We start from the raw sequence: 24,131 nt of genomic DNA on the forward strand, positions 1-24,131 counted from the left end.
AGTTTACTTTGACGCATTCATTGACCTTGCTACAATTCATATCTGGATTAACAAAATATTATTAGTGGGATAGGTTCATGATAAACAAGATCCCCGACAACTTTTACGAAGTCGGGGATCTGCGGGTTACAATTCTCTTAAAACCAGATAAATAAACTGTTTGTGTTCCTATAACCCTTACCAATCACTTGCTTTAGTATCATCCCAGACTTCCAATTCCAAATCGCGGAGATAAGTTAAACCGCTTTGAATTTGTGCATCTGTTCCTTGTAGTTCAAGGTCAAACCAACCATCTCCGACAGCATTGGCTCCCAAAATCGCTGCCGTGATATTCACAATCAGTCCGTAGTCAGACACCAGGCGAGAAATAACAGGTTCCTGGTGATAATCTTTAGGAATTCTGAGTCGAATCCGTTTATTGGTAAGTGTATTGTCAGTAGCCATATCTGAGTTATTTCAATCCCTAATCGAGATTGGTACAGAACTACTCTTAACCCTAACGGTAATTTCCTGATAGGTACTAGGTAGATCGTACCATGTCCCATGATTTGCTTGTATCCTATTCAAAAGATAACTATAATCGCTTGATTTTTCTATTCAACATCTTTAATGCGGGTTTTCCGTTCTAGAATCTCCTTCAGCACCAAGGTTACTACTGCTAGCAACGCTAACAGTACAGCCGCAGAGAAAGCCGCTTCGGTTTCGTATTGTTTGTAAGCGTCTTCTACAAATAGTGGTAGGCTCTGGGTTCGGTCAGCAATGTTACCAGAGACGACGGAAACCGCTCCGAATTCACCCATTGCTCTGGCATTGGTCAAAATTAAACCATAGAGTAAACCCCAACGGATACTGGGTAGGGTGATACGCAAAAATATCTGCCAATCTTTCGCACCTAGAGTTCTAGCAGCTTCTTCTTGATCCTTACCAAATTCTTCTAAAACAGGAATCACTTCCCGCGCCACAAAGGGCATACTCACGAAGGCTGTAGCTAGTACCATACCTGGAAAGGCAAAGATAATCTTGATATCGTGGGCTTGAAGCCAAGGACCAAACCAGCCATTCCGTCCGTAAAGTAGCACAATCATTAATCCTGCAACTACGGGCGAAATCGAAAAAGGCAGGTCAATAATACTCAAAACTACGGCGCGTCCAGGAAATTTATGACGAGCGATCGCCCAAGCTGCACATAAACCAAATACTGTATTTAAAGGTAGAGAAATCACAGCCAGCAATAGCGTCAGCCAAGCTGCATGGAGAAAAGCTGGTCGCGTCAGGTTGGACAGAAACGGCCCAACTCCTTTGCTGAAGGCTTGGACAAAAACGTTAATTGCCGGGATATATTGAACTAGAGCTAAATAGGCGATCGCTATCCCAATTAAAACTATTGGCACCCAACTCTTCTGCTCTTTCGGCTTGGCCGTATGTGTCTCAGATGCAGATGAGTGAAAACTTGGCTTATCTACTGTCATATCGCCTTGCCCATCCTTGTAAGAAATTAATTGCCAATAGCAGTACCAACGAAATTGATAGCAAAACTATGCCAATTACTGTTGCACCAGAATAGTCATACTGCTCTAACCGCTGGAAAATCAGCACAGGTGCGATTAAATCTTGATAGGGCGTATTGGAAGAAATAATCACAGTTGACCCATATTCCCCAACCGCACGGGAGAAACCCAAGGCAACACCAGTTAAAATCGTCGGAAATAAAGGTGGCAAAATTACTTTCCAGAAGGTCTGCCATTGAGAAGCACCCAGACACCAGGCAGCTTCTTCAATTTCATGTTCCATTTCCTGAAGCACGGGTTGCACAGTTCTCACAATAAAAGGTAGTGAGATAAATATCATTGCTACCGCTACTCCCGTCCGGGTAAAAGATACCTTAATTCCCAGTGGTGCTAATAGCGAACCTAGCCAGCCATTATCGCTGTAGACTGTTGCCAAGGTTAGCCCTGCTACGGAAGTTGGTAGTGCAAATGGTAAATCCACTGTGGCGTCAATCAAGCGCTTGAAGGGAAAGTCGTAGCGAACCAGAACCCAAGCAATCAGAGTTCCAAATACGCCATTGAGTAAGGCGGCAAATATTGCCGTCACAAAAGTTACGTTGTATGTTGCTAGTGCGATATCACTGGTTGCGATCGCCCAAAACCTAGATGGGGGTTCTGTACCCGCTTTCAGGAACATGGCAATGATGGGGATAAACAACATCACCGTCAAGTATCCAATGGTGATTCGCCAAGTCCAAGGAACTCGCCCCAATCTCTTCCAGAATGGCGTTTTGCGTTCAACTTCCACAGAAGGAGATACAGATGTCATAGTGAAAAATTCAAAATTTAAATTTCACAACAAGTTTTTTGTCAGTGGTCGGTTGTTTTTTCTACTGACCACCGACCATTGACAATTACCGTTATTTTTGGGCTTGAATTTTGTCAAACACGCCCCCATCTGCGAAGAACTTCTTATCAATTGCTTCCCAACCGCCTAAGTCTGCAACTGTACCCAAAGTTTTCAGCTTGGGAAATTTGTCTGTGACTTCCTTGGTTTGAGCTAAAGTCTCATCCACAGGACGGAATCCCAATTTGACAAACTCTTGCTGTGCTTCTGGGCTATAGAGGTATTTCACAAAACCTTCAGCAACTTCGCGGGTTCCATGCTTATCGACGTTTTTATCTACCACAGCGATCGGATTGTCGATGGATATATTCACATCGGGAACGACATACTCAACCTTTTCGCCCTTTTGCTGTGCCAAAATAACTTCGTTTTCGTAGTTGATTAAGACATCACCCTGCCCTTGCTTGGCGAATGTATCAGTAGCTTCCCGTGCATCTTTAGGCAAGATTGGCACATTTTTGTAAACTTTAGTCACAAATTCAGTAGCTTTAGCCTCATCGCCACCTGTTTTAATTACAGAATCCCATAGTGCTAAGAAATTCCACTTAGCACCGCCGGAAGTTTTGGGATTAGCAGTAATCAATTTGACACCATCTTTGGCTAAATCTGCCCAGTTCTTGATACCTTTAGGATTGCCTTGACGAGTGACTAATGCTGCAACTGATTTGGAGACAATACCATTGTTGGGAACTTCTTTTTCCCATCCTGGCTGAATTAATCCAGCCTTCTCAATCTTTGTGGTATCTCCAGCTAATGCCAAGTGGACAACATCTGCTTCCAAACCATCAATAACAGCGCGAGTTTGGGAACCAGATCCGCCATAGCTTTGCTTGAAGACGACAGTTTGATTATGATCTTTCTTCCACTGTTCTACAAACTTAGGAATAATGGCTTCATGAGCTGCTTTGGTGACAGCAAAGGAAACTAGAGTTAATTCAACATTATCTTTACTGGCAGCTACAGGGGTAGCACTAGCACCAGGGGTTTCAGAGGCAGAATTACTGCCAGTTCCACCACCAGAGCAGGCGGCAAGCGCCACACTCAATACAGTTCCTACCAAAAAGAGTGATACAAAGCCTTTGAGCGAACTTAGTCTGAACTGATACGTTCTATGTTCAGCTATCGCTTGTAATCTTTTCAGTGGGCGTTGCCACAAACTCATTCTATTTCCTCCACTAAATCTACAGATAACTGATGGGAATACAGTTATATCATATTTATGATACTGGATGATTCCATATATCTAGTTACAAATACTAAAAAACATCATATTTTTGACAAAGAATATGGAGATTTTATCAGTTTTGTGAGCAATTAAAAATACTTTCAATTTCAACTATCAAATTGCGCTCGCAATCAGCGATCTAGTGTATCAAGCAACTTGCTAGGGAATAGCTAATTTTTGATAACAGTGCGTTGTAGCGTAGGGGTAGCCCATTTTAGACATCGGCTTTGCTCAACGCAGCGCAACAAAATTAAGTAAGTTATGAATAGTATCAGTATCAAAAACAAAACCCATCTAGAAATTATCTAAATGGGAAAAATAGATTAACTACTTATTATTAACTGAATACATACAGCAGATTTGAAGGAAAGTTAGGTACACAACGATTCGTCTGTTAATCAGGTATAAAGCGTGTTTTACTCCTGAATTCTGAATTCTGTATTCTGACTTCTGCTGTATTTCAGAGGCAGCCCGTCCTGAAAAACTAGTAATTCTCCAGGTTGAATTTGTGTCCAAACTTCGTTGTCAGTGAGAGGTGTAGTAGCAATCACAGCGACGCGATCGCGTTCAGTAGTCACCTCTCGAAAATCTACGGTCATGTCTTGGTCAATTAAATGGGCAGCAGCAAAGGGCGCCTGGCGAATAATGTAGCTGAGTTTAGTTGAGCAATAAGCAAAAAAGTGTTCTCCATCTGATAATAAGTAATTAAATATACCTAATTTCGCAATTACAGCAGTAATTTCTTGCAGCACAAAGTACAGTTCCTTTATGTCAGGCTTACCTTTAGGAAAGCGCGATCGCAATGTTTCTAGCATCATGCAGAATGCTTTTTCACTATCGGTATCACCTACGGCTTGATAAAAGCCTAAATTTTCTGGATCAAAATCTGGCAAATTACCGTTGTGGGCAAACACCCAATACTGACCCCACAATTCCCTGCGGAAAGGATGGCAGTTGTGTAGGGCAATTTCACCCTGAGTAGCTTTGCGGATGTGGGCTATGACATGGGTTGAGTGGATGGGATAACTCCGTACAAACTCCGCTACCGGAGAAGCAACAGAAGGTTGGGCATCTAAAAACATTCGACATCCCTTTCCTTCAAAGAAAGCAATGCCCCAACCATCGCGATGGTCATCCGTTTTTCCTCCCCGTGCAGAAAACCCTTCAAAAGAAAAGCAAATATCCGTTGGAACATTGCAATTCATTCCGAGCAGTTGGCACATGGATGTTGCAGCTCTCAATTTTTGACTAAGGCCTCAGGATCAAGATACTTCAGAATGCTGCATGATTCTGGAGCGATCGCTTCAATCTTAGAATTTAAAGCTGAGATACTCCAAATTATCGCCAAAAATAAAGAGTCTGCTTCTAGTTAGCAAGATCGCACTATGCCAAAAGATGGTAGCGGCGGATATCTGGTGCAGCAGTCACTAAACCTTCGAGTTTAGCTGCTGCCGCTTGGAAATGAGGCGAATCTAGATGAGTATTCAGGGCTTCATTAGAAGTCCACTCCTCTACAAAAGTAAAGTCTGTTGGATCGTATTGGTTTTGCAAAAGTTTATACTCGATCGCACCTGCTTCCTGACGGGTTGGCTCAATGAGTTCCAACAGTACGGCTTTTAGTTCTTCTACTTTGTTAGGCAAAGCAATAATACGGGCAACAATCTGAATAGTTTGGTTTGTCATTTGTCATTTGTCATTAAGTCAAGAGTTAGGAATTCTTTCGCTGCTCCTCTGCCCCTCTGCTGCTCTGGTGTTAAAACTTATTAAAACATCTGCTGTAAATATTGTTCATAGCCTAATTGTTCTAGTTTTGCTTGCTTTGCAATTACTGATTCACATAGGGTTTGACGATATTGTTGCACTTTTTCTAACAATTCTGGTTGATGAGTTGCGAGGATTTGTATTGCTAAAAGACCGGCATTTTTGGCATTACCGATCGCTACTGTTGCCACAGGAATACCACCAGGCATCTGTAAAATAGAATACAAAGAATCTACACCTTGTAAGTTACGAGTGGGTACAGGAACACCAATGACAGGAAGGGGAGTTAAAGACGCTACCATTCCAGGTAGATGGGCAGCACCACCGGCACCAGCAATAATTACCTTAATACCGCGTTGGTGTGCAAGTTGAGCATATTGCACCATACGTTCTGGGGTGCGGTGAGCCGAAACGATCGCCACTTCGCTCTCAACTTCAAATTCTTCACAAACTGCGATCGCATCTTTCATAGTGGGCAAATCGGAATCGCTGCCCATGATAATACCAATTAAGGGAGTCATAATAATTCAAAATTCAAAATTCAAAATTCAAAATTATTTGAGCTAGCTTATGGAAGCTAGGTGATGCGGATCATCATCTCATCTATTGGCGTTGTTTGAATTGATTCATTGATATTGGTTGCATCTAAAATCAGATTTAGCTCTTTTTTCGTCAGTATGATGACCCAAGCAACACAAAATCCTGTAGATATTATCAATGCTAGAGTACCTGGTTACAAAGATTTGCAGATGCTCTTGGTTAATCCAGAGGGCATAATTGAGCAAATCTTGCCAATGGGTGCAATAAAAGCAGACAGATGTGCATCCGTAATAGATGTAGCTGGCGACTGGATTTCATTGGGTGGCGTTGATTTGCAAATTAACGGTGCTTTGGGATTGGCATTTCCTGATTTGACGGCTGAAAATGCTCATGTACTTCAGAAAATAACGAAATTTTTGTGGGATGTCGGGGTAGATGGATTTTTACCGACACTTGTGACAACTTCAGTAGAAAAGATTCAGCGATCGCTTGCTGTGATTGCTGATATTATCCCCTGTAAACAAGCAGGTGCCAAGATTCTCGGAGTTCATTTAGAAGGCCCATTTTTGAATTACCAAAAGCGCGGCGCACACCCAGCAGAGTACTTATTACCTTTAACAATTGACGAAGTAAAGCGGGTTTTAGGTGATTATGCCCACATTGTAAAAGTCATCACTTTAGCGCCGGAGTTAGATCCCACTGGCGAAGTAATTCCATATTTGCGTTCTTTGGGAATTACCGTTAGTTTAGGACATTCTCAGGCAACATCAGCCCAAGCACAACTTGCTTTTGAACTCGGTGCAACGATGGTAACTCATGCTTTCAATGCCATGCCACCATTGCATCACCGCGAACCAGGATTATTAGGGGCAGCAATTACTCATCCTGATGTGATGTGTGGTTTTATTGCTGATGGTGAACACGTTTCGCCCACGATGCTGCAAATATTACTTCGCGCTAGCTATGAAGAAAAAGGGCTGTTCCTTGTGAGTGATGCCCTTTCACCTCTGGGGCTACCCGATGGCGTGTATCCTTGGGACAGTCGGGAAATTGAAGTTAAAAACAGTACAGCACGACTGGCGGATGGCACTTTATCGGGGACGACTTTACCCTTATTAGTGGGAGTGCAGAATTTGGTAAAGTGGGGAATTTGTGATGTGGAGACTGCTATTTTGCTAGCTACAGATGCACCTAGACAAGCCATTGGTTTGCCTGGAATTACCAAGAGTCAACCCGCTAATTTATTATGCTGGCATTGGGATGAAGCGACAAAAGAACTAACTTGGCAGCGATTATTGGACTAGATTTCCCGTCAAAGTAAAAGAATCAAGATGATAGGGGAAAAGGCGTTAATATACTCAATAAAAATGTACATTTCTAAGATGGACATCATAAACCAATGGATATAGCTCTACTTGTGAAAGTTCTCGCTCCCTGTCTGCCATTTCTGTTAAATGTGGGTAACAAAGCCGTAGAAGGGGCATCTCAGAAAGTAGGTGAGGATGTTTGGAATAAAGCCAAAGCTATTTGGGCTAAGTTACATTCCAAAGTAGAGGCTAAGGAAGCAGCGAAAGAAGCAGCAACAGATGTGGCGCAAAAGCCAGAAGATGAAGATTTACAAGCAACTTTGCGAGTGCAACTCAAAAAGATTTTAGAAGCGGATACAGCACTTGCGGAGGAAATAGCTAAGATTTTGCAAGCATCGACTGACAAACCCGGAGACAATATTCAGGTGAGTGCTAATGCTTATGACCAAAGTACGGTGAAGCAAGTTGGGAAAATTGACGCAGACCAAGTAAGTTTTTAATTAAATAGGGTGGATAAAGTACTGCCCACCCTAAAAATTTTGATGTTTCGGGTTCTGAACACCAACTTCCGAGTTCCAAGCACAAACTGCCGAGTTCTGAGCATGAACGGCCGAGTTCTGAGCATGAACGGTCGAGTTCTAAACAGGAACGGTCGAGTTCTAAACAGGAACGGTCACAGTTCTAAACAGGAACGGCCGAGTTCTAAACAGGAACGGTCAAGTTCTAAACAGGAACGGCCGAGTTCACAGCCACAATATCAAGCAAAATTTTTACTTAATGTAAGCAATGGCAGAGGAACCTAGCCCCAGTAACTCGAACAACATTGAAATGAATCTCACTGCCTACGGTGACAGTAAGGTAACTCAAGTAGGACAGATAAATGCAGCAGAAGTCAAGATTATTGTTGACCGAATAGAACCAGTACTAGAGCGATTACAACAAATCTCTCAACCAGAATCGCCAGGGGTTCTCAAAGCAGGCAACCCTAACAAAAGTTTGGCTTACTGGCAGGGACGTAAAACAGAAATTGCCCAAATACAGCAATGGTTAACTGATAAAAATACTTTCCTAATTGGCATAGAAGGCATCGGTGGCACGGGTAAATCGATGCTAGCAGCTAAAATTTATAACGAAATTGAGGGTTTCCCTAAGCGATTTTGGGCAGATGTTAGTTATGGCGCAGGTTTTAGCGATTTAGCCCGCCAAGTCCTCAGTGAATTTGGCTTTCCGGTTCCAGAACAAGAAGCGCAGTTAATGCAGGCGCTGGTTAAGTGTCTGCAATCTGGGCAATATTTACTCATCATTGACAACCTGGAGAGTTTATTACAGCCAGATAGACAGTGGAGAAGTCAATTCTACAGCGACTTTTTCAATGCTTGGGTGGAATATGGCGGTAATAGTAAGGTAATAGTTACCACTAGGGAAAGACCAGAATTACCAAAATTTACATGGCTACCCCTGAAAGGTTTACAAGTCCCAGAAGGGATAGCACTGTTAACTGAGTTAGGCATTCGCGGGGATTTAGAGGATTTTGTCGAATTGGTAGATGGGCATCCCCTGCTGTTGAGATTGGTAGCAGATTTATTAAAAGAAGAATATCCCCAAGACCCAGATTTAAGACAATTGGCAGATTTAGGCTTAAGGAATTTGCAGCAGTTGTTGACAGATCCTAAAGTTATTGGACAGCATCGCCGGCCAAATGTGGGGATGGTTTTGGTGTTAAATGCCAGTTTTGAACGTTTGAGTGAATTGCAAAAGGCTTTATTGCTCAATATCAGCGTTTATCGTGGTGCTGTTGATAGTGCAGCAGCCGTGGCGGTGTTGCCGGGAAGTTCAAAAACAGAGATTGAGGGAGAATTAAGGAATCTGGTTAAGCGTTCTTTGCTGTTAGAAGAAAAACTCAATGGTAAGCGGTGGTTTGAGTTTCAGCCTGTGGTGTTGGAATATGTGCGGTATAAAGCTGGTGATCAGACAGAGGCGCATCAACGAGCTATTAATTACTATCTTTTGAATGTTAAACCAGCACCTTTGCAAACTAAAAAAGATATTAAGGAATATCTAGAAATTTTCTATCATTGGTATCAACTAGAAAATTATGATACAGCTTTTGATATTTTCATCAAATGCGATAATTTTTTGACATTTCAAGGCTATTACACTATTCTTGTTGATTTCTGCGTTCAATTAAGAGAAGCCTGGAGAAAAACTGGCGAGAAAGAAACTTGGAAATATGGATTTGTTCTAAATGAATTGGGCAATGCTTCTCAATGCTTAGGACATTATGAACAGGCGATTAACTACCATCAGCAGTCTTTGGAAATAAAAAAGAAGATAGGCGATCGCAATGGTGAAGTCGATTCTTTAGGCAATTTGGGGAATTGTTATAACTCATTGACAGAGTATCCAAGAGCAATTAACTACTACGAGCAGTCTTTGTTGATAGCTAAAGAGATAAATGATCGTAATGGAGAAAGCAATTCTTTAAACAACTTGGGTAATACTTACACTTCGTTGGAAGATTACTCAAATGGAATTGACCACTACGAGCAATCTTTGTTAATCAAAATGGAGTTAGGCGATCGCAATGGAGAAAGCAATTGTTTAAATAATTTGGGTGTTGTTTACCGTATTCTTGAACAGTATCAGCAGGCGATTGAATATTTCCAGCGTTCTTTGCAGATACAAAGTGAATTGGGTGAGAGTAAAATGGGTGAGCGCAGAGTGGAAGCTAACGCCTGGTTGAATTTAGGTGGAGCATTAGTAAGCGCCAATCGAGAATCAGACGCGCTAGGTGCTTATCGTAATGCTCGTGAACTATATCAAGCTATGGAACTGGAGAAAGAAGTAAAACTTTGTAACAATTCAATTGAGCGTCTTTCTCAACAAAAAACGCCTGTAGTCTCCCGTCGTGGGTTTTGGGTGTGGTTGCGTCGGTTGTGGCGTTGGGTATGCTCTTGGTTTCGGTAGCAAAATAAGGTGTAGGGATAGTGATGAACATAAATTTAAGTTTGGATTAGCTTTCTAATTGGTAAGGAATTAAAACAACCACAAAACCTTTAACGTAAAAATTATGACTCCAATAACAACCACTGAATATAAACATATTCTAGTTAATGAAAGCAATGTTCCTTTCATTAAAGGAACATCTATGAAGGTTGTGGAATTAATTACTTCCATTCATGCCTATGGTTGGAGTCCAGAAGAATTACATTTTCAATATCCACATTTGAGCATGAGCCAGATTTATTCGGCTTTAGCTTATTATTGGGAACATAAAGAAGAAATTGATGCTGATATGCAGCAACGTTTTGAGTATGCGGAAAGATTACGTTTAGAAACAGAAGAATCTCCATTAGCAAAAAGACTCCGTGCAGAAGGATTAATTAAATGAGCGTTGCTCTTTATTAAGTAATCGTGTTCAATACTTACCTTTGTAAGACTCGTGGAGAAAATGAGATGGAAGCTAAAAGTGCAAATAAAGCAGAATCCTTTTACATTGCTCTAATTCTCTACAAATCATCTTCAGATAAACCCGATCGTCAACCTTTGTACCAAGAAAGCTTTGTTTTGATTAAAGCCGCTTCTTTAGAGCAAGCAAAAGCAAAAGCTTTGAATCATGGTAAAAATGAAAGCGTCAGCTATACAAATGAGAATGGAGAAACTATTACTTGGTCTTTGCAACAAGTAGTAGACGTGAATTCAGTTTTGTATGATGACTTTGATTCATCTGAGGATATTGTTGATTTATATGCTCGGCATTTTCGGAATTATGAGGCTTACCAATCATTTGAGCCGTTATTGTCTAAAGAGCAATTTGGAGAATAGTGATAAAACCACGCGATCGCTCTTGCCGATTCCCATCACTGAGACAAAAGCGATCGCAGTTATTTTTACTTGCATTGACTCCAATGAAACCTAAGTTAAATTAAGTATTTTGCCTGTTATTGAGTTTTGCGCGTCTGGGCTGGAATTCGACACCCTGAGTTCCTGTGTGCAGGTAAGTATCCTTGCTTATCGGCGAATTATCATCTGGAAAAATTTGGAAGACCGCTCTTATGGGTTCCTATCAATGATAATTTTAAGCATTGGGAACCCCTAAAAATCGAAGTTTATGAACGCAGCCGACGACAAAACGATTGTTCGCGAGTATTTCAATTCCACAGGGTTTGACCGTTGGAAGCGAATCTACGGCGATGGCGAGGTCAACAAAGTCCAATTAGACATCCGCAATGGACACCAGCAAACTGTGGATACAGTTCTCGGTTGGCTGAAGGCTGATAACAATTTACCAGAGTTATCAATCTGTGATGCTGGGTGTGGTGTCGGTAGTCTCAGCATTCCCCTGGCAGTAGATGGTGCCAAAGTCTATGCCACCGATATTTCGGAAAAAATGGTAGAAGAAGGCAGAGATAGAGCAAAGCAAACTTTGGGAAATGCCGAAAATCCCACTTTTGCTGTGCAGGATTTGGAATCATTGAATGGTAGTTACCATACCGTTATTTGCCTAGATGTTCTCATCCATTACCCTCAAGAAAAAGCCGATGAGATGATATCTCACCTTTGTTCTTTAGCACAGTCGCGGATAATTCTCAGTTTTGCGCCGAAGACCTGCGCCCTGAGTATACTCAAGAAAATTGGCAGTTTCTTTCCTGGGCCAAGTAAAGCCACTCGTGCATATTTGCATCGTGAAGCTGATGTGGTGAAAATATTAGAAAGTAATGGCTTTTCATTGCAACGACGGGCAATGACGAAAACTCGCTTCTATTTTTCTCGCCTACTGGAAGCTACACGCAATTAAGGTTAAAATCGCAGCAAAGGTATAATAGACTTCTTGCTGCGATTTGACAATCTCAAACCTGAGATATGGTAGATATTGCCGTTGGCATCAAGCTTTGTTTTTGTCTAAATAGCTATTCTTCCGCTCTACATAATCATACGTTGTTACAAAGGAAGCGATCGCAACTGCTCCCAAGAGAATAGTGAAAGTTAATAATTATATTTACGTTTTATTTAAATAAAACTTCTTCTTTGAAGCTTCAACAGAAAATATCACACTTCTGGGGATGCTGACTCAAAGGGTTTCATAGGTATATTTAATTTCTTGTTTATTTAGTTTCTCTAATTTCATACCATAACGGGTTGACATTGTATTAACCAACGCTGCATTAAGTAAGCAATGTAGGCAAAAATATTGTGTAAAAGCGAAAAAACTGTCGCCGGGAGTAAATTGATATATTGGAACCTTTATGAAAGTCAGGTTAAAATCGCAAGCAAAGTGTAAATCTGAAGTGAAACTATGAAAACTGCTGAAAAATTAGCTGCCGGTTGGCTACTGACACTCGGATTCATGTTTGTAACTCTATCAGCAACCGCGGCATTAGAAAAATTTGCTACACGTAAAGCCATCATAATACCCACGGGTGAGTATGAGTTTAACGCACCGAATGCTACTTATGAAGATAATAATGCTGCTGTTGGTGGTCTAATTTTTGGCGTCCCTACCCTAACGCTGGGCACGTGGTTAGCATTGGGATTGTACCGTCAAAGTCGGCAGGAGAAAAAGGCGATTAATCAACAAGTTAGCGATCGCTTACAATCGATTTTTTATGAGATGCTACAAGAAAATAATGGGCGCGTAACTGTTTTAGGCTTTGCCATCCAGTCACAACTACCCGCAGCCCACGCCAGACAATATTTAGATGAAAAAGCTAAAGAATTCAATGCAAACTTTAAGGTGAACGAAGAAGGGGCTGTATCATATCATTTTGATGTTTAATTGTCATTAGTCCTTCGTCATTTGTTATTTACTAATGACCAATGACCAATGACGATCTTCAACTTACGGCTAAGTCTAATGACGCAGATTTTTTTGAGCGTAGCCGCCATTTTAGGCGGTTTGTCGGTTGCTGCTGGTGCTTTTGCTTCCCATGCCTTGCGGGAAAAGATTAGTGAGCGATCGCTAGAAATTTTTGAAACTGGCGCTCGTTACCAAATGTATCATGCTCTTGCACTTTTTCTAGTAGCCATACTAATTAGTCGTACCGAGTCCCCTCAACCCACACTTGTAGCCAGTGGATGGCTGTTTATCATTGGCATTGCTATTTTCTCAGGTAGCTTGTACGCCCTTAGCTTAACCGGTATTAAATCCTTGGGAGCGATCGCACCACTAGGTGGCACAGCCTTTCTTGCAGGTTGGGGTGCTTTAGCTTTTGCTGCTTGGAATTTGAAGTTGTAAAAAAGTTAGGAGTTATAGAGTTAAAAACTCTTAACTCTATAACTCCATTTTTTAGAAGCTCATTTACCACCTTTTACGGCATATTTTATACAAGTATGCCATAGTATATTAAGCATTGTAATACCCAACTTCTAAGCTGTAAATGATAAACTCAATTCCTTCCTTTTTAAGTAGGGAAACTGACTATCATGTATCTACAAAAACTAATAAATCAACACAAATATTTTCTAACAAATAAACTTGGCCAATTCCTCAATCATAATTTTCAGAATGGGCGGAGTTTGCAATCAGTTTACCTATTAAAATAAAAATAAACTATTACCGTTATTTAGAATTACTAAATTTATTTTTTTTTAAAAGCTGTAATGAGGAGTTAAAAACTTATAATTTATAGCTCCTTGCTCGTAGGCGTATTAACAAATTATCTAAAGCTGCATTAGCTGAAGGTGTTTCAGGTAATGGACTAGATTGATATTCTTCCTGTAACTTATTGCACAGACGTTCATATTCTCTTTGATGAAAAGCTACATTAATCTCTGACAAAACAGACTTTTCTGTACCTGCTAATTTTTGGGCGATCAAATCAGAAATATATGGTAAATTAAAAACCTCATTTAGCTCAATTAAATTAGACTCAATTATTCCTGTTTGCATCAGATAAATTCCAGTTAATAGAACTCGGTAAACATAAAGTAATGGCTTAATTCGATGCGTATTTTCTTTCTCAAAAAGCTTCCATTGTGTTGCAGCAAAACCAATAAAATGGTAGCTATGATGACGGGTAATACAATTTTTAGCAATAATTTTCAATTCCTCATGTTCAGGTGAGGTTATTAATATTAAAGGAGAATACAATTGTTCTAATACATAACCATTCTTTTTAAGCAGCAACAAAAAGAATTTTTTGACATCATGAGTTACTAAATCAATCTCTAAAGATTCACGAACTTCTGAAACTTCAATAGTTTCATTTCTAGTCTGTAATCCCACTACTTCTTGAACTGGTAAAATATGCACACCACGCAAGTCATAATCAGAATCGGCTGAGGGAAAGCCATATAAGTGAGAACCACTGATGATGGTGAATAAAAACGGATAAGGCTGTTGCCCAATAATTGTATTAATAGAAGTTGGAATATTCATAATGTGCCGTTTACTTGCTTACCTCGGTTCGCCTATTTCTTTAGAATATCTTTTGTATAAACCAGAACACTCACTTATAGTCCAGAGTTATCAACCCCGCGAAATGATTTCTGGAGTGGTAAATGCAGATAGCTTTGGTGTGGGTTGGTATCATGATCAAAAAGATACTGACCCTTTTATCTACAAAAATACTCTACCTATTTGGAATGATATAAACCTACCTAATCTTAGCCGTTACGTCGAATCAAAGTGTGTACTTGCTTATGTCCGCAGTGCTACACCATAACAAGCCGTAGATTTTGCAAATTGTCAGCCTTTTAACCATCAACAACAGCTATTTATTCACAATAGACGAATCGAGAATTTCCGCAAAACATTACATAGAAAAATCCGCAGCACTTTAACCCAAGATTTTTACGAAAAAATTAATGGCAGTACCGACTCAGAACACATTTTTGCGTTGTTACTTTCGCAAAGTCAAATTAACAAACATCGACCTCCAGAATATACTTTACGCACCACATTATTAACGCTTTCAGAGATGGCAAAACGCTATCAAGCAGAAGCCTCACTCAATGTAGTTTTTAGTGATGGATATCGTTTAATAAGCTAATCGTCATTCATTTTTCCAGAATGATTCGCTTGTAGTAAGGGCTTTAGCCCTACTTTTATGCAACTTAAATGCTGATTAGCTTAGCTTCTCGTTTTGCTACCAATTCACCGCCTCCATCTCTTTACTGGATACGAGAAGATACCGACTTTCCCACAATCCGTAATTATTGCATCTGAACCTCTATTTCTAGGTAATTGGATTGCTTGCCCAGAAAATAGCATGATTAGTGTGGGAGCAGACTGTGAGATCCAAATTGAGCAAATCTAGTGTGAAAAAGGCTATTTCTCAAGGCTTTGATAAATATCGCTCGAAAAATTTTGCGCTATTGCAGGATATGGACGAAGCCACATTCTCTAGTCAACCTCATCCTGACTTGAGTTGCTGTTGGCTGCCACTTGGGCATATTGCCTGTACCGAGTCTTTCTCACTGCTAGAATATAGCACTTAGGCGCTTACTTGCTATTATTCTAATGGGAAAATGCTGAAAAATAGCTTTAAAGCTTGAGTTATATTGCTCAGGCATGATTTTATTAGCTATGGCTATGTGTTTCACTGATTGGGGTAAAGGTCTGCTATCAAAGTAACCTATTACGCCGAGCAAACGGAGGTTTCATGTCGATATCTAAAGCTGTTAACAGCAAGGTTACTTCTCAAAGCAACGTTGAAAAACGCTTGCTGATAGAGCGTTTGGTAGCTGCAACTCAAATAGTTGCAGCTAGTGCTGGGAGTGATGTAGTAAAGGGATTAACTCAAACCCCTAAATCTCTACCCCCTTGTTACTTTTATGATGACCGTGGTTCCGATCTGTTTGAGCAAATCTGTGATTTACCAGAATATTATCTTACACGCACAGAAACAACGATTTTACAGCAGTATGCTGGTGAAATTGCCAAGATAACTGGTGTTTGTGAATTGGTAGAACTTGGCAGTGGCAGTTCTAGTAAAACCCGCATTTTACTAGATGCCTATCAGCAGCTAGGCTATCCTCTGCACTACCTACCAATTGATGTATGTGCAGGTATGTTGGAAAGTAGTGCCAAGCAGTTATTAGAAGATTATCCCTTACTCCAAGTTTATGCACTAGCGGGAACCTATGAATTAGCCCTTGCAAAACTCCTACCGGCGCAATTACCCAGCCGGATGATTTGTTTTATTGGTAGCAGTTTAGGTAATCTTACACCTGATGAGTGTGATGTGTTCTTCTCTCATATTACCAATGCTCTACAAGTAGGTGAGTATTTTTTATTGGGGATAGATTTACGAAAGCCAAAACAGATTTTAGAACCAGCTTATAACGACAGCCAGGGAGTAACAGCTGCATTTAACCTGAATATGCTGGAACATTTAAATCAGCGATTTGAGGGTAACTTTGACACCACCCAGTTTGAACACCGGGCATTTTACAATGAAAGCGAGCATCAAATAGAAATGCATTTACGCAGCCTGCGATCGCAAATTGTAGAATTACGCGCTCTTAATCTTAAGGTTAATTTTGCACTAGATGAGACTATCCTCACCGAAATTTCCCGCAAATTTGACCTTAATACCATTAAACAGCAACTAACCGCACAAGGTTTATTACCTCTTCATGTGTGGACAGATCCAAATCAATGGTTTGGCTTACTACTCTGTCAGCTACAAGCATAAAGCAAATCAGAGTCTGACTAATATATATAGCGGTTCTCAGTTGAGTCCAATATATATCTAAGCGTTGGGGATTAACGCTCAAAGCCTCTCTTCTTTTAGGAGAGAGGTCAAAGTATATTAGACCTCTTGTACAAGTACAAAATTTGCCTTCTTCTCCCAACCCCTTCTCTCAAATTTGAGAGAAGGGGAGCTAATTTCCCAAGTAAATAAACTAAATATTTCGCTGCTAATTATTGCTGCATCGAAGGTGTGGGAAAAATTCTGCTGAATATAGGAACCCGTGGACGAGGCTTATTTGCTGTTATATTGCCATTAGTAGCAGAAGAGTTATTAGTTGCCTCAGAAAAAAGAGGTGGTTTGCTATTAGTAGAATTGGCAAAATTACTCAATTGGGTAGCCGAAGATGAACTTGAAGATATGGAAGTAACATTCTCAGGATTTTGACTGTTAGTTTTTACCGGAGTTTGAGCTTGAGATGGAGTAACGATAAAAGTTGAACTTGTTCCTAATACCAGTATGAGCAAATGAGAAATGTATTGTTGCATAGGGATTAGTAAAATGGGTTGATAAATATTCAAAGCTTAAAGAAGTTGTGTTAGTTCTCAGTTAGAAACAAAACTGCAATTTTCCAATAGAAATCATGACGCTGTTGTCCGATAAAACTTGAACACAGCGATTTCCAAAGGAATAGACTATTAATGCTTAGTACATTAATTTGCTAACAACAATCTAACCTCCCTCAATCAATGGGAAGCTAAACTCTCTTTTATAAAAAGAAAGAGAGCAGTTATTTTAAGACTACTGAATTTGCCTGAAAGAGAGTTAGAAATAGATACACCTGGAATAATTGACGTTTTTTTTAATCAACTAAGCCAGCACAACCATTAATATTCTATTGATATTTAGCTTGTTAATAAAAGAGGAATGTTACTGAACTTTTTGACAAAGCTGATTTATATAAAATCAACTCTAACTCGCATATTTAACTAATTAAAGCAAAAAGTATATGAATTTTTAATAAAACCTAAGTTTGATAAAGTAGTTTTCGTTAATAAATGCCTGTATATTTCAGCAATATGCACTAATACCGATTCTGTATGAAGATGCGCTAAACCATATTAGGAGTGAAGTATAAGAAAAAAACGAACCGCATACTCCTACGGAGAAGCAAGCTACACGCAGCGTCTCGTTAGAGGATCTTTGAAAAGTGTTTGACTGTGATTTTTATTGCGTTGTTACCCCCCTTACTCCCCCCTTGTAAAGGGGGGAAACAAGAAAAAATCTGGTTCCCTCCCCAATACATACGGGGAGGATTAGGGATGGGTAAAAAATATTTGATACATCAATCATGACTTTTAAAACATCCTCTTAAACCACGACCCATTTCTATTAGATAAGACAGACAATAATTAATTAAAATGAGATTTTTTTTTAGTCAAAGCGATTTAGTAAATTACTTAGGAAATATCTTTTTATCTCAACCTAATCTGGAAGATTAAGCGGCACCTACGCAAGAGAAAAGGGGGCAGGAATTAGGGAGAATTCTTGCATCTTTCTCCCCTTCTCCTTGCTCCCCTATCTTTCTGGTCTTGAATTATCAAAAAGCGTTATAACTTCGTCCCACACTCAGCACAGAAGTTATGGGTAGGAGCATTTTTTGCATTGCAGTTGCTACAATACACTGGTTCGGCTGCTGCTTTTGGCGGTTGCTTCTGCAAGCCGACCATTTGAGCGTTGCTCTTGCCAGGGGCTACCATTGGATAGCAGTTTTCGTCTCTGGTGACGTGGACATTTAAGATTACTGGCCCTTTGTGTGCTAGCATTTCAGCGATCGCATCTTTTAATTGACTGCGATCGCTGATTACCATACCTTTAATGCCATAAGCTTTTCCCAATAATTCTACGTCTGGCATCCCCACTTCCATGTCGGAGCATGAGTAACGTTCGCCATAGAAGGCTTGCTGCCACTGGCGCACCATCCCTTGCCAGCCGTTGTTGATAATTATTGTCTTGACATTTATTCCATACTGTGAAATTGTTCCTAGTTCCTGTAAACACATTTGGAAACTAGCATCACCGCTGATACAAATGACTTCTTCATCAGGAAACGCCACTTTCGCGCCCATTGCCGCAGGTAAGCCAAAACCCATCGTTCCCAAACCAGCACTAGAAATCCACCGCCTTGGGCCGTTCTTCAGGAATTGTGCCGCCCACATTTGATGTTGTCCGACATCTGTGGTGTAGAAAGCATTGGGTGCTTGGCTATTTACTTCTACAATTACTTCTTGGGGTGAAATGCTGTCGGGATGGTGCGGTACTATCAGAGGATATTCTTCGCGCCAACGGTTGACTAAATTTAACCACTCTTGGTTTTGATTCGGTGTCGCCTTAATCCCTGTTTCTTTACAGCGACGCAATAAGTCTACTAACACGTTCCGCACATCGCCGACGATGGGCACTTCGGGAATGCGGTTTTTGCCAACTTCTGCGGGATCGATGTCGATGTGAATTACTTTGGCGCGGGAAGCGAATTCGTCTAACTTGCCTGTAACGCGATCGTCAAATCTAGCGCCGACGCAAATCAGTAAGTCACAATCACTAACGGCGAAGTTAGCGTAAGCGGTGCCGTGCATCCCCAACATTCCCAAAGCTAGGGGATGATGTTCGTCAAAGGCACCGATCCCCATTAAGGTTGTGGTGACAGGGATATCGAATAATTCAGCTAGTTGTTTGATTTCTTCATGGGCACCAGCTGCAATCGCACCACCACCCACATACAATAGCGGACGGCGACTTTCAGTAATCAACTGGATCGCGGCATTAATCTGCCGAGGATTTCCCTTCACAGTGGGACGATAACCGCGTAACTTCACTGAGCCTGGTTTTACAGGTACATAGTCAAATTCTTCTAAAGCTACATCTTTGGGGACATCAATCAAAACTGGACCCGGACGCCCAGTACTAGCGATATGGAAGGCTTCGGCGACAATTCGCGCCATATCTTTGGGGTCACGCACTACATAAGAGTGCTTGACGATTGGTAGGGTAATCCCATAAATATCGGTTTCTTGAAACGCATCTGTACCAATCGATGGACGTGCTACCTGTCCTGTAACCACAATCATCGGGATTGAATCCATGTAGGCTGTGGCGATGCCTGTCACCAAGTTAGTTGCTCCTGGGCCAGAAGTACCAAAGCATACTCCTACTTTGCCTGTAGCACGGGCGTAACCATCTGCGGCGTGGGCTGCGCCTTGCTCGTGTCGCACGAGAATGTGCTTCATAGCACCAGTTGCTTCCACCTTATACAGGTCGTCGTAAATTGGGAGAATTGCCCCACCAGGATAACCAAAAATATAATCAACGCCGTGGCGATGAAGGCTGTCAAGCAGAGCAAAACCGCCAGATGCACGTTTGGGCACGATTGGCGGGCTAGAAGCACGAGACTGTTTTTGATTCTCAGTTTGTGGGAGACTAATTGGGGAAAGCGATCGCACGGTCAAACCTCAGACTATAGCTAAAGTTAATGCTGAATTCTGTAGTTAAGATTTCATTTTAATTGAAAACTTCAATCAAAATCTTATTAATTTTTATATTAAATATAAAGCTAGATTATTAGCTTACATTAGTTAAATTACGTCTTGCAAGACATTGCGGGTATTTTTCCAAGCCCAAACACCAACAACCACGACAACAATACTCATTCCTACTAGCACAAATCGCAAGCCCAGAACATCAGTTAATGGCCCAGTAATCGCCAGAGGTAATGCCAGAGCGATGTTGACGGCATGATTTTGAAAGCCAAATACTTTGCCGTGCATGGTAGGTGGTGTTTGCTGTTGAATTAAAGTTTGCATAGGGACACCAATTAAGGCAGCACCTACACCCAAAAATGCACAGAGTCCTAACGCCAGCAACAAGTTGTGCGTAAAAGTGAACACCCCTAAAACTAGTGCCATCATCACAAATCCAATTAAAGGTAGAGGCTTGTGATGCAATTTATCACCCCAATGACCTAAAATTGCCGCACCAAAGACCATACCTACCCCTGCTGCTGCCAAGAAAAAGCCAAACTGTTTTTCTTTTAGACCAAACTCCTCAGCTAATCGAATCGTCAGCACTGTTAAGGCTGCAAACACACAATATAAGGTTGTCAGTTGCAGCATAGCGTTTAAAATCAAAGGATTTTTCTTCAGATAGCGGAGGCTCTCGGTGAATTCAGCCCAAGGGTGATTTGATGCCTGGTGTTCCCGCTGGAGTTTGGGTTCTTTAAACTTAATTGGCTGCATGATCGCAGCCGATAATATGTATAATCCACCAACCACAAGCTCCTGACCGTATTCTTCTCCCATCCAGCTTTTCGCCAAACTCAGAATCGGCTCTCCAATGGCAAAACCAACAATTAAAGCTCCCATCATCGTGCTGGTAAACAGCGCATTGGCTGCCAACAAATTCTCTCGCTTCACCAACAAAGGAATCGCTGCTTGTTCAGCTGGTGCAAAAAACTGCGTCACCGTGGAAATGGCAAAAGTCAGGATTAACAGAATCAAGAAGTGTCGTGGTAACAAGGGAAGACACAGCGTTAATATTCCCCGCACGACATCTGAGCCGACCATAATCAGCTTTTTTGGCAAACGGTCAACAAAGATACCACCGGCAGAGCCGAACAAAATTGCTGGGATTGTAAACGACAGCATTAAGGTTGAGTACATCGAGTTTTGTGCCAAACCAGGAAGCGGTGGGTAGTTCTCCAGCAGAGCAATCAGCAAAACGAAGAAGACCTTATCTGCTAACTGGGACAGGAGTTGCCCAATCCACAGGAGCATAAAACCACGGTTTTTTAGTAGTGCGCCAAAGCCGTTATTAACAGCAGCCGGTTCAGTTGGAAACATTAGATACTTATTTTGGGTAGATGGGGCATAGGTCATGGGGCATGGGGCATAGGACATGGGCTATGGGGTATAGTTTTTCTTGACTGTCACCTGTAACCTGTTCCCTTCATCACTCCTCACTCCTCACTCCTAACTCCTGTTTACTTACTCCATTGTCCGGATTAATTTGCTTGATAGTGCTTTAACAGCATAAGCAAAAATTCAGTTGCTGTCAGACGACCTTTGGGTGGAATAATCTCAATGGATGAATCTACCCAGCAGCCTTGTACAATTTGGGGCGATCGCCAGATGGACAAATGATCGACTGCTGGCTCTGCATAAAAGTTATTTTGCCCACTGCCTAGCAAACATGAACTCCAATGGGTGAAATAATCATGACTCATCCGATGAATAGGGAAATTACCCTGTAATGGGACTCCCCATCCATCTATAGCAATAAACGCTTTGACACGACCACCCAAGAGTTGCCACAAATGTGCTGCCCCTATTGCCCCAACTACGCCAGCACTAAAGCTGATGAATATAATTGGTGATTCTAGAGAGTCGGTTAAGCGATACCTGCGGTGAGCTACGCTAACGTGCAAAAACTGCAAAATGTGCAAGGCTGATAAAACCAAAACATCTTTACCCGGATAAATCAGTACATTTGTGGGGTTGTGTGCGATCGCGCCATGAGAAACTAAATCTAACAATCCGACTCTAAAGCTTTCAGTTAACTCTGGCTCATGAATTCCAGGGCAAATAATTATATTCATCTGTCTATTCCAAAAATTGGGTATTGGACATTAGACTTCTTGCATAAATCAAAAGCCCTCACCCTAAATCCCTGTCCCTTGGGACAGGGATTTTGAAATTGCCTCTGCTTCTCGCAAAATTGGGAGAAAGAAAGGGCAAATTTTGCATTTGTGTAAGAGACTCCATGAGCTGCGCTTACAAGGAACAATGAAAATAATCTGGGAATGATTTTGCTTTGTTTTAGCCTCTATTTTTAAGACAGGTCTAATAATTCTAATGTCAAGTTTTAAACCGCTTCAAAATTTCCAACCTCTGTTGGGTATTTATACAAGAAGTGTATTAAGCCACGTAAATTTTATACGTCTTTTGACTTATTATTTTCATTTTTGCACCTATCCTATCCCCCCGGATGGGATAATAAGTTACTATAAGGGAAAATGCGTAAGCTATTCCCTAACTTTATATCTCTCTGCACTCTGGTTATATTGAGGAACTAATTGTGGTTGCCACGCCGGAAAAAGTACAACACACTCACGAGCATGTATCAGGTAAAGACCGTGTAGCCGTATTGCTCATGGGCTACGGCGAAGTCGAAAGCTACGAAGATTTCGCCAACTATAACGAACAGGCTTTAAATCTACTGACAGCAAAATTCGCACCAGTACCAACCTGGATTTATCCGCCTCTGGCAAAGCTTTTGGCGCTATTTGACCGCCATGAGTGGGGACACACACACCACGATTTTATCTCCCCACACAATGCGATTTTTGAACAGCAACGGGCTGGGATTGAGAAAAATTTACAAGAAAAATGGGGCGATAAGGTTCAAGTTTTCAAGGCTTTTAACTTCTGCGCCCCTTTTCTACCCAATCAAGTCTTGGCAGAAATCAAAAACCAAGGCTTCGATAAGCTGCTGATTTACCCACTGCTGGTTGTTGATTCTATTTTTACTAGTGGGATTGCGATCGAGCAAGTTAACAATGCTCTCGTTGAGTTGACTGATGGTGAGGAACACTGGGTTAAAGCACAGCGTTACATTCCTTCTTTCTTCAACGAACCAGCTTACATCGATTTAATGGCTCATCTGGTTGAAGAGAAAATTGCTGAGTTAGCCGCAGCTTATCTCCCTTCTCAAATCGGTATTGTATTAATGAACCACGGCTGTCCCCATAAAGCTAAAGGCTTTACTTCTGGGATTGCCGAAAGTGAAGCAATGTACGAGTTGGTTCGGGATAAGTTGATTAACCGCTATCCCTTAATCTCCGTGGGTTGGCTCAATCATGACACACCCCTAATTGATTGGACGCAGCCAAATGCAGAGCAGGCTGCTAATAACCTGATTCAATTGGGTGCGAAAGTAGTGATCTTTATGCCAATTGGCTTTGCCACAGAAAACCACGAAACTCTATTGGATGTACACCATATCATCCATACTTTAGAGAAACAGCATCCTGGTACAAACTACGTGCAAATGGCTTGCGTCAACGATCATCCAGAATTCTTGACAATGGTGGCGCAATGGGCTGATGCTCATATAGCAGAGTTGTTGTCGGAGCAACCTTTGGCAATTAATCCCCAACTAGCTGGGGATCACCATCATCACCACCATCATCATTAAGTTTTGAGTTTACTAGGGTGG

Annotated in this window: 23 protein-coding genes and 1 pseudogene; 12 read left to right on the forward strand and 12 right to left on the reverse strand. The window is 41.2% G+C overall.

The window, feature by feature from the left end:
- Positions 1–177: 177 nt before the first annotated feature.
- The 7 genes from HWQ43_RS08305 to purE all read right to left on the reverse strand — a co-directional run bounded on the left by HWQ43_RS08305 (position 178) and on the right by purE (position 5,901).
- Positions 178–444 (reverse strand): NIL domain-containing protein, encoded by a 267-nt coding sequence (locus tag HWQ43_RS08305; protein WP_289797696.1) that lies wholly within the window; start codon positions 442–444, stop codon positions 178–180.
- Between the two features lie 149 nt (positions 445–593).
- Positions 594–1,469 carry a sulfate ABC transporter permease subunit CysW gene (gene cysW, locus HWQ43_RS08310; protein ID WP_292732053.1) on the reverse strand — a complete coding sequence of 292 codons (876 nt, stop codon included), beginning with the start codon at positions 1,467–1,469 and terminating at the stop codon, positions 594–596.
- Positions 1,456–2,316: a sulfate ABC transporter permease subunit CysT gene (cysT, locus tag HWQ43_RS08315; RefSeq protein WP_292732054.1), complete on the reverse strand. Its 861-nt coding sequence runs from the start codon at positions 2,314–2,316 to the stop codon at positions 1,456–1,458. The genes cysW and cysT overlap by 14 nt, the downstream gene beginning before the upstream one ends.
- A gap of 91 nt (positions 2,317–2,407) precedes the next feature.
- Positions 2,408–3,556: a sulfate ABC transporter substrate-binding protein gene (locus HWQ43_RS08320; RefSeq protein ID WP_292732055.1), complete on the reverse strand. Its 1,149-nt coding sequence runs from the start codon at positions 3,554–3,556 to the stop codon at positions 2,408–2,410.
- A 479-nt stretch (positions 3,557–4,035) separates the two neighbouring features.
- Entirely contained in the window at positions 4,036–4,842 is an 807-nt protein-coding gene (locus HWQ43_RS08325; RefSeq protein ID WP_292732056.1) for a class II glutamine amidotransferase, read from the reverse strand.
- A gap of 160 nt (positions 4,843–5,002) precedes the next feature.
- Positions 5,003–5,302: a putative quinol monooxygenase gene (locus HWQ43_RS08330; RefSeq protein ID WP_292732057.1), complete on the reverse strand. Its 300-nt coding sequence runs from the start codon at positions 5,300–5,302 to the stop codon at positions 5,003–5,005.
- Between the two features lie 80 nt (positions 5,303–5,382).
- Positions 5,383–5,901 carry a 5-(carboxyamino)imidazole ribonucleotide mutase gene (purE, locus tag HWQ43_RS08335; protein ID WP_292732058.1) on the reverse strand — a complete coding sequence of 173 codons (519 nt, stop codon included), beginning with the start codon at positions 5,899–5,901 and terminating at the stop codon, positions 5,383–5,385.
- Between the two features lie 159 nt (positions 5,902–6,060).
- Here purE and nagA point away from each other — a divergent pair, with 159 nt between their 5' ends.
- The 8 genes from nagA to HWQ43_RS08375 all read left to right on the forward strand — a co-directional run bounded on the left by nagA (position 6,061) and on the right by HWQ43_RS08375 (position 13,462).
- Complete coding sequence (nagA, locus tag HWQ43_RS08340; protein ID WP_292732077.1) at positions 6,061–7,224, forward strand: N-acetylglucosamine-6-phosphate deacetylase; 1,164 nt, start codon at positions 6,061–6,063, stop codon at positions 7,222–7,224.
- Between the two features lie 95 nt (positions 7,225–7,319).
- Positions 7,320–7,727, forward strand: coding sequence for a hypothetical protein (locus tag HWQ43_RS08345; protein ID WP_292732059.1), 408 nt, complete (start codon positions 7,320–7,322; stop codon positions 7,725–7,727).
- A 286-nt stretch (positions 7,728–8,013) separates the two neighbouring features.
- Positions 8,014–10,194, forward strand: coding sequence for a tetratricopeptide repeat protein (locus HWQ43_RS08350; protein ID WP_292732060.1), 2,181 nt, complete (start codon positions 8,014–8,016; stop codon positions 10,192–10,194).
- A gap of 103 nt (positions 10,195–10,297) precedes the next feature.
- Positions 10,298–10,618 (forward strand): DUF433 domain-containing protein, encoded by a 321-nt coding sequence (locus HWQ43_RS08355; RefSeq protein ID WP_292732061.1) that lies wholly within the window; start codon positions 10,298–10,300, stop codon positions 10,616–10,618.
- Between the two features lie 65 nt (positions 10,619–10,683).
- On the forward strand, positions 10,684–11,052 hold the full coding sequence (locus tag HWQ43_RS08360) for a DUF4288 domain-containing protein (RefSeq protein ID WP_292732062.1): 369 nt from the start codon (positions 10,684–10,686) through the stop codon (positions 11,050–11,052).
- 286 nt (positions 11,053–11,338) lie between these two features.
- Positions 11,339–12,025, forward strand: coding sequence for a magnesium protoporphyrin IX methyltransferase (gene bchM, locus HWQ43_RS08365; protein WP_292732063.1), 687 nt, complete (start codon positions 11,339–11,341; stop codon positions 12,023–12,025).
- A gap of 498 nt (positions 12,026–12,523) precedes the next feature.
- Positions 12,524–13,003 (forward strand): hypothetical protein, encoded by a 480-nt coding sequence (locus HWQ43_RS08370; protein WP_292732064.1) that lies wholly within the window; start codon positions 12,524–12,526, stop codon positions 13,001–13,003.
- A 78-nt stretch (positions 13,004–13,081) separates the two neighbouring features.
- Positions 13,082–13,462, forward strand: a complete 381-nt coding sequence (locus HWQ43_RS08375) for a DUF423 domain-containing protein (RefSeq protein ID WP_292732078.1) — start codon at positions 13,082–13,084, stop codon at positions 13,460–13,462.
- A 381-nt stretch (positions 13,463–13,843) separates the two neighbouring features.
- On the opposite strand, the gene HWQ43_RS08380 is transcribed toward HWQ43_RS08375, so the two are convergent.
- Positions 13,844–14,605 (reverse strand): nucleotidyltransferase domain-containing protein, encoded by a 762-nt coding sequence (locus HWQ43_RS08380; protein WP_292732065.1) that lies wholly within the window; start codon positions 14,603–14,605, stop codon positions 13,844–13,846.
- Position 14,606: 1 nt separating this feature from the next.
- Between HWQ43_RS08380 and egtC the strand changes: the two are divergent.
- The 3 genes and pseudogenes from egtC (at position 14,607) to egtD (ending at position 16,865) form a co-directional block, all read left to right on the forward strand.
- Positions 14,607–15,485, forward strand: a pseudogene (gene egtC / locus HWQ43_RS08385) (ergothioneine biosynthesis protein EgtC).
- Position 15,486: 1 nt separating this feature from the next.
- Positions 15,487–15,666, forward strand: a complete 180-nt coding sequence (locus tag HWQ43_RS08390) for a hypothetical protein (protein WP_292732066.1) — start codon at positions 15,487–15,489, stop codon at positions 15,664–15,666.
- A 164-nt stretch (positions 15,667–15,830) separates the two neighbouring features.
- The gene (gene egtD, locus HWQ43_RS08395) at positions 15,831–16,865 is read left to right on the forward strand and encodes an L-histidine N(alpha)-methyltransferase (protein WP_292732067.1); all 1,035 of its coding nucleotides are present in this window, start codon (positions 15,831–15,833) and stop codon (positions 16,863–16,865) included.
- A gap of 230 nt (positions 16,866–17,095) precedes the next feature.
- Here egtD and HWQ43_RS08400 read toward each other — a convergent pair whose 3' ends face one another.
- The 4 genes from HWQ43_RS08400 to HWQ43_RS08415 all read right to left on the reverse strand — a co-directional run bounded on the left by HWQ43_RS08400 (position 17,096) and on the right by HWQ43_RS08415 (position 22,512).
- On the reverse strand, positions 17,096–17,410 hold the full coding sequence (locus HWQ43_RS08400; RefSeq protein ID WP_292732068.1) for a hypothetical protein: 315 nt from the start codon (positions 17,408–17,410) through the stop codon (positions 17,096–17,098).
- Positions 17,411–18,472: 1,062 nt separating this feature from the next.
- A complete protein-coding gene (ilvB, locus tag HWQ43_RS08405; protein ID WP_292732069.1) occupies positions 18,473–20,362 on the reverse strand; it encodes a biosynthetic-type acetolactate synthase large subunit in 1,890 nt (629 codons plus the stop codon).
- Positions 20,363–20,494: 132 nt separating this feature from the next.
- Entirely contained in the window at positions 20,495–21,757 is a 1,263-nt protein-coding gene (locus HWQ43_RS08410; protein WP_292732070.1) for an MFS transporter, read from the reverse strand.
- A 161-nt stretch (positions 21,758–21,918) separates the two neighbouring features.
- Positions 21,919–22,512, reverse strand: a complete 594-nt coding sequence (locus HWQ43_RS08415; RefSeq protein ID WP_292732071.1) for a hypothetical protein — start codon at positions 22,510–22,512, stop codon at positions 21,919–21,921.
- A gap of 479 nt (positions 22,513–22,991) precedes the next feature.
- Here HWQ43_RS08415 and HWQ43_RS08420 point away from each other — a divergent pair, with 479 nt between their 5' ends.
- Complete coding sequence (locus HWQ43_RS08420) at positions 22,992–24,110, forward strand: ferrochelatase (protein WP_292732072.1); 1,119 nt, start codon at positions 22,992–22,994, stop codon at positions 24,108–24,110.
- Positions 24,111–24,131 lie beyond the last annotated feature (21 nt).

Origin of the sequence: Nostoc sp. JL31, assembly GCF_017114965.1 — a bacterium.
Taxonomy (GTDB): domain Bacteria; phylum Cyanobacteriota; class Cyanobacteriia; order Cyanobacteriales; family Nostocaceae; genus Nostoc; species Nostoc punctiforme_A.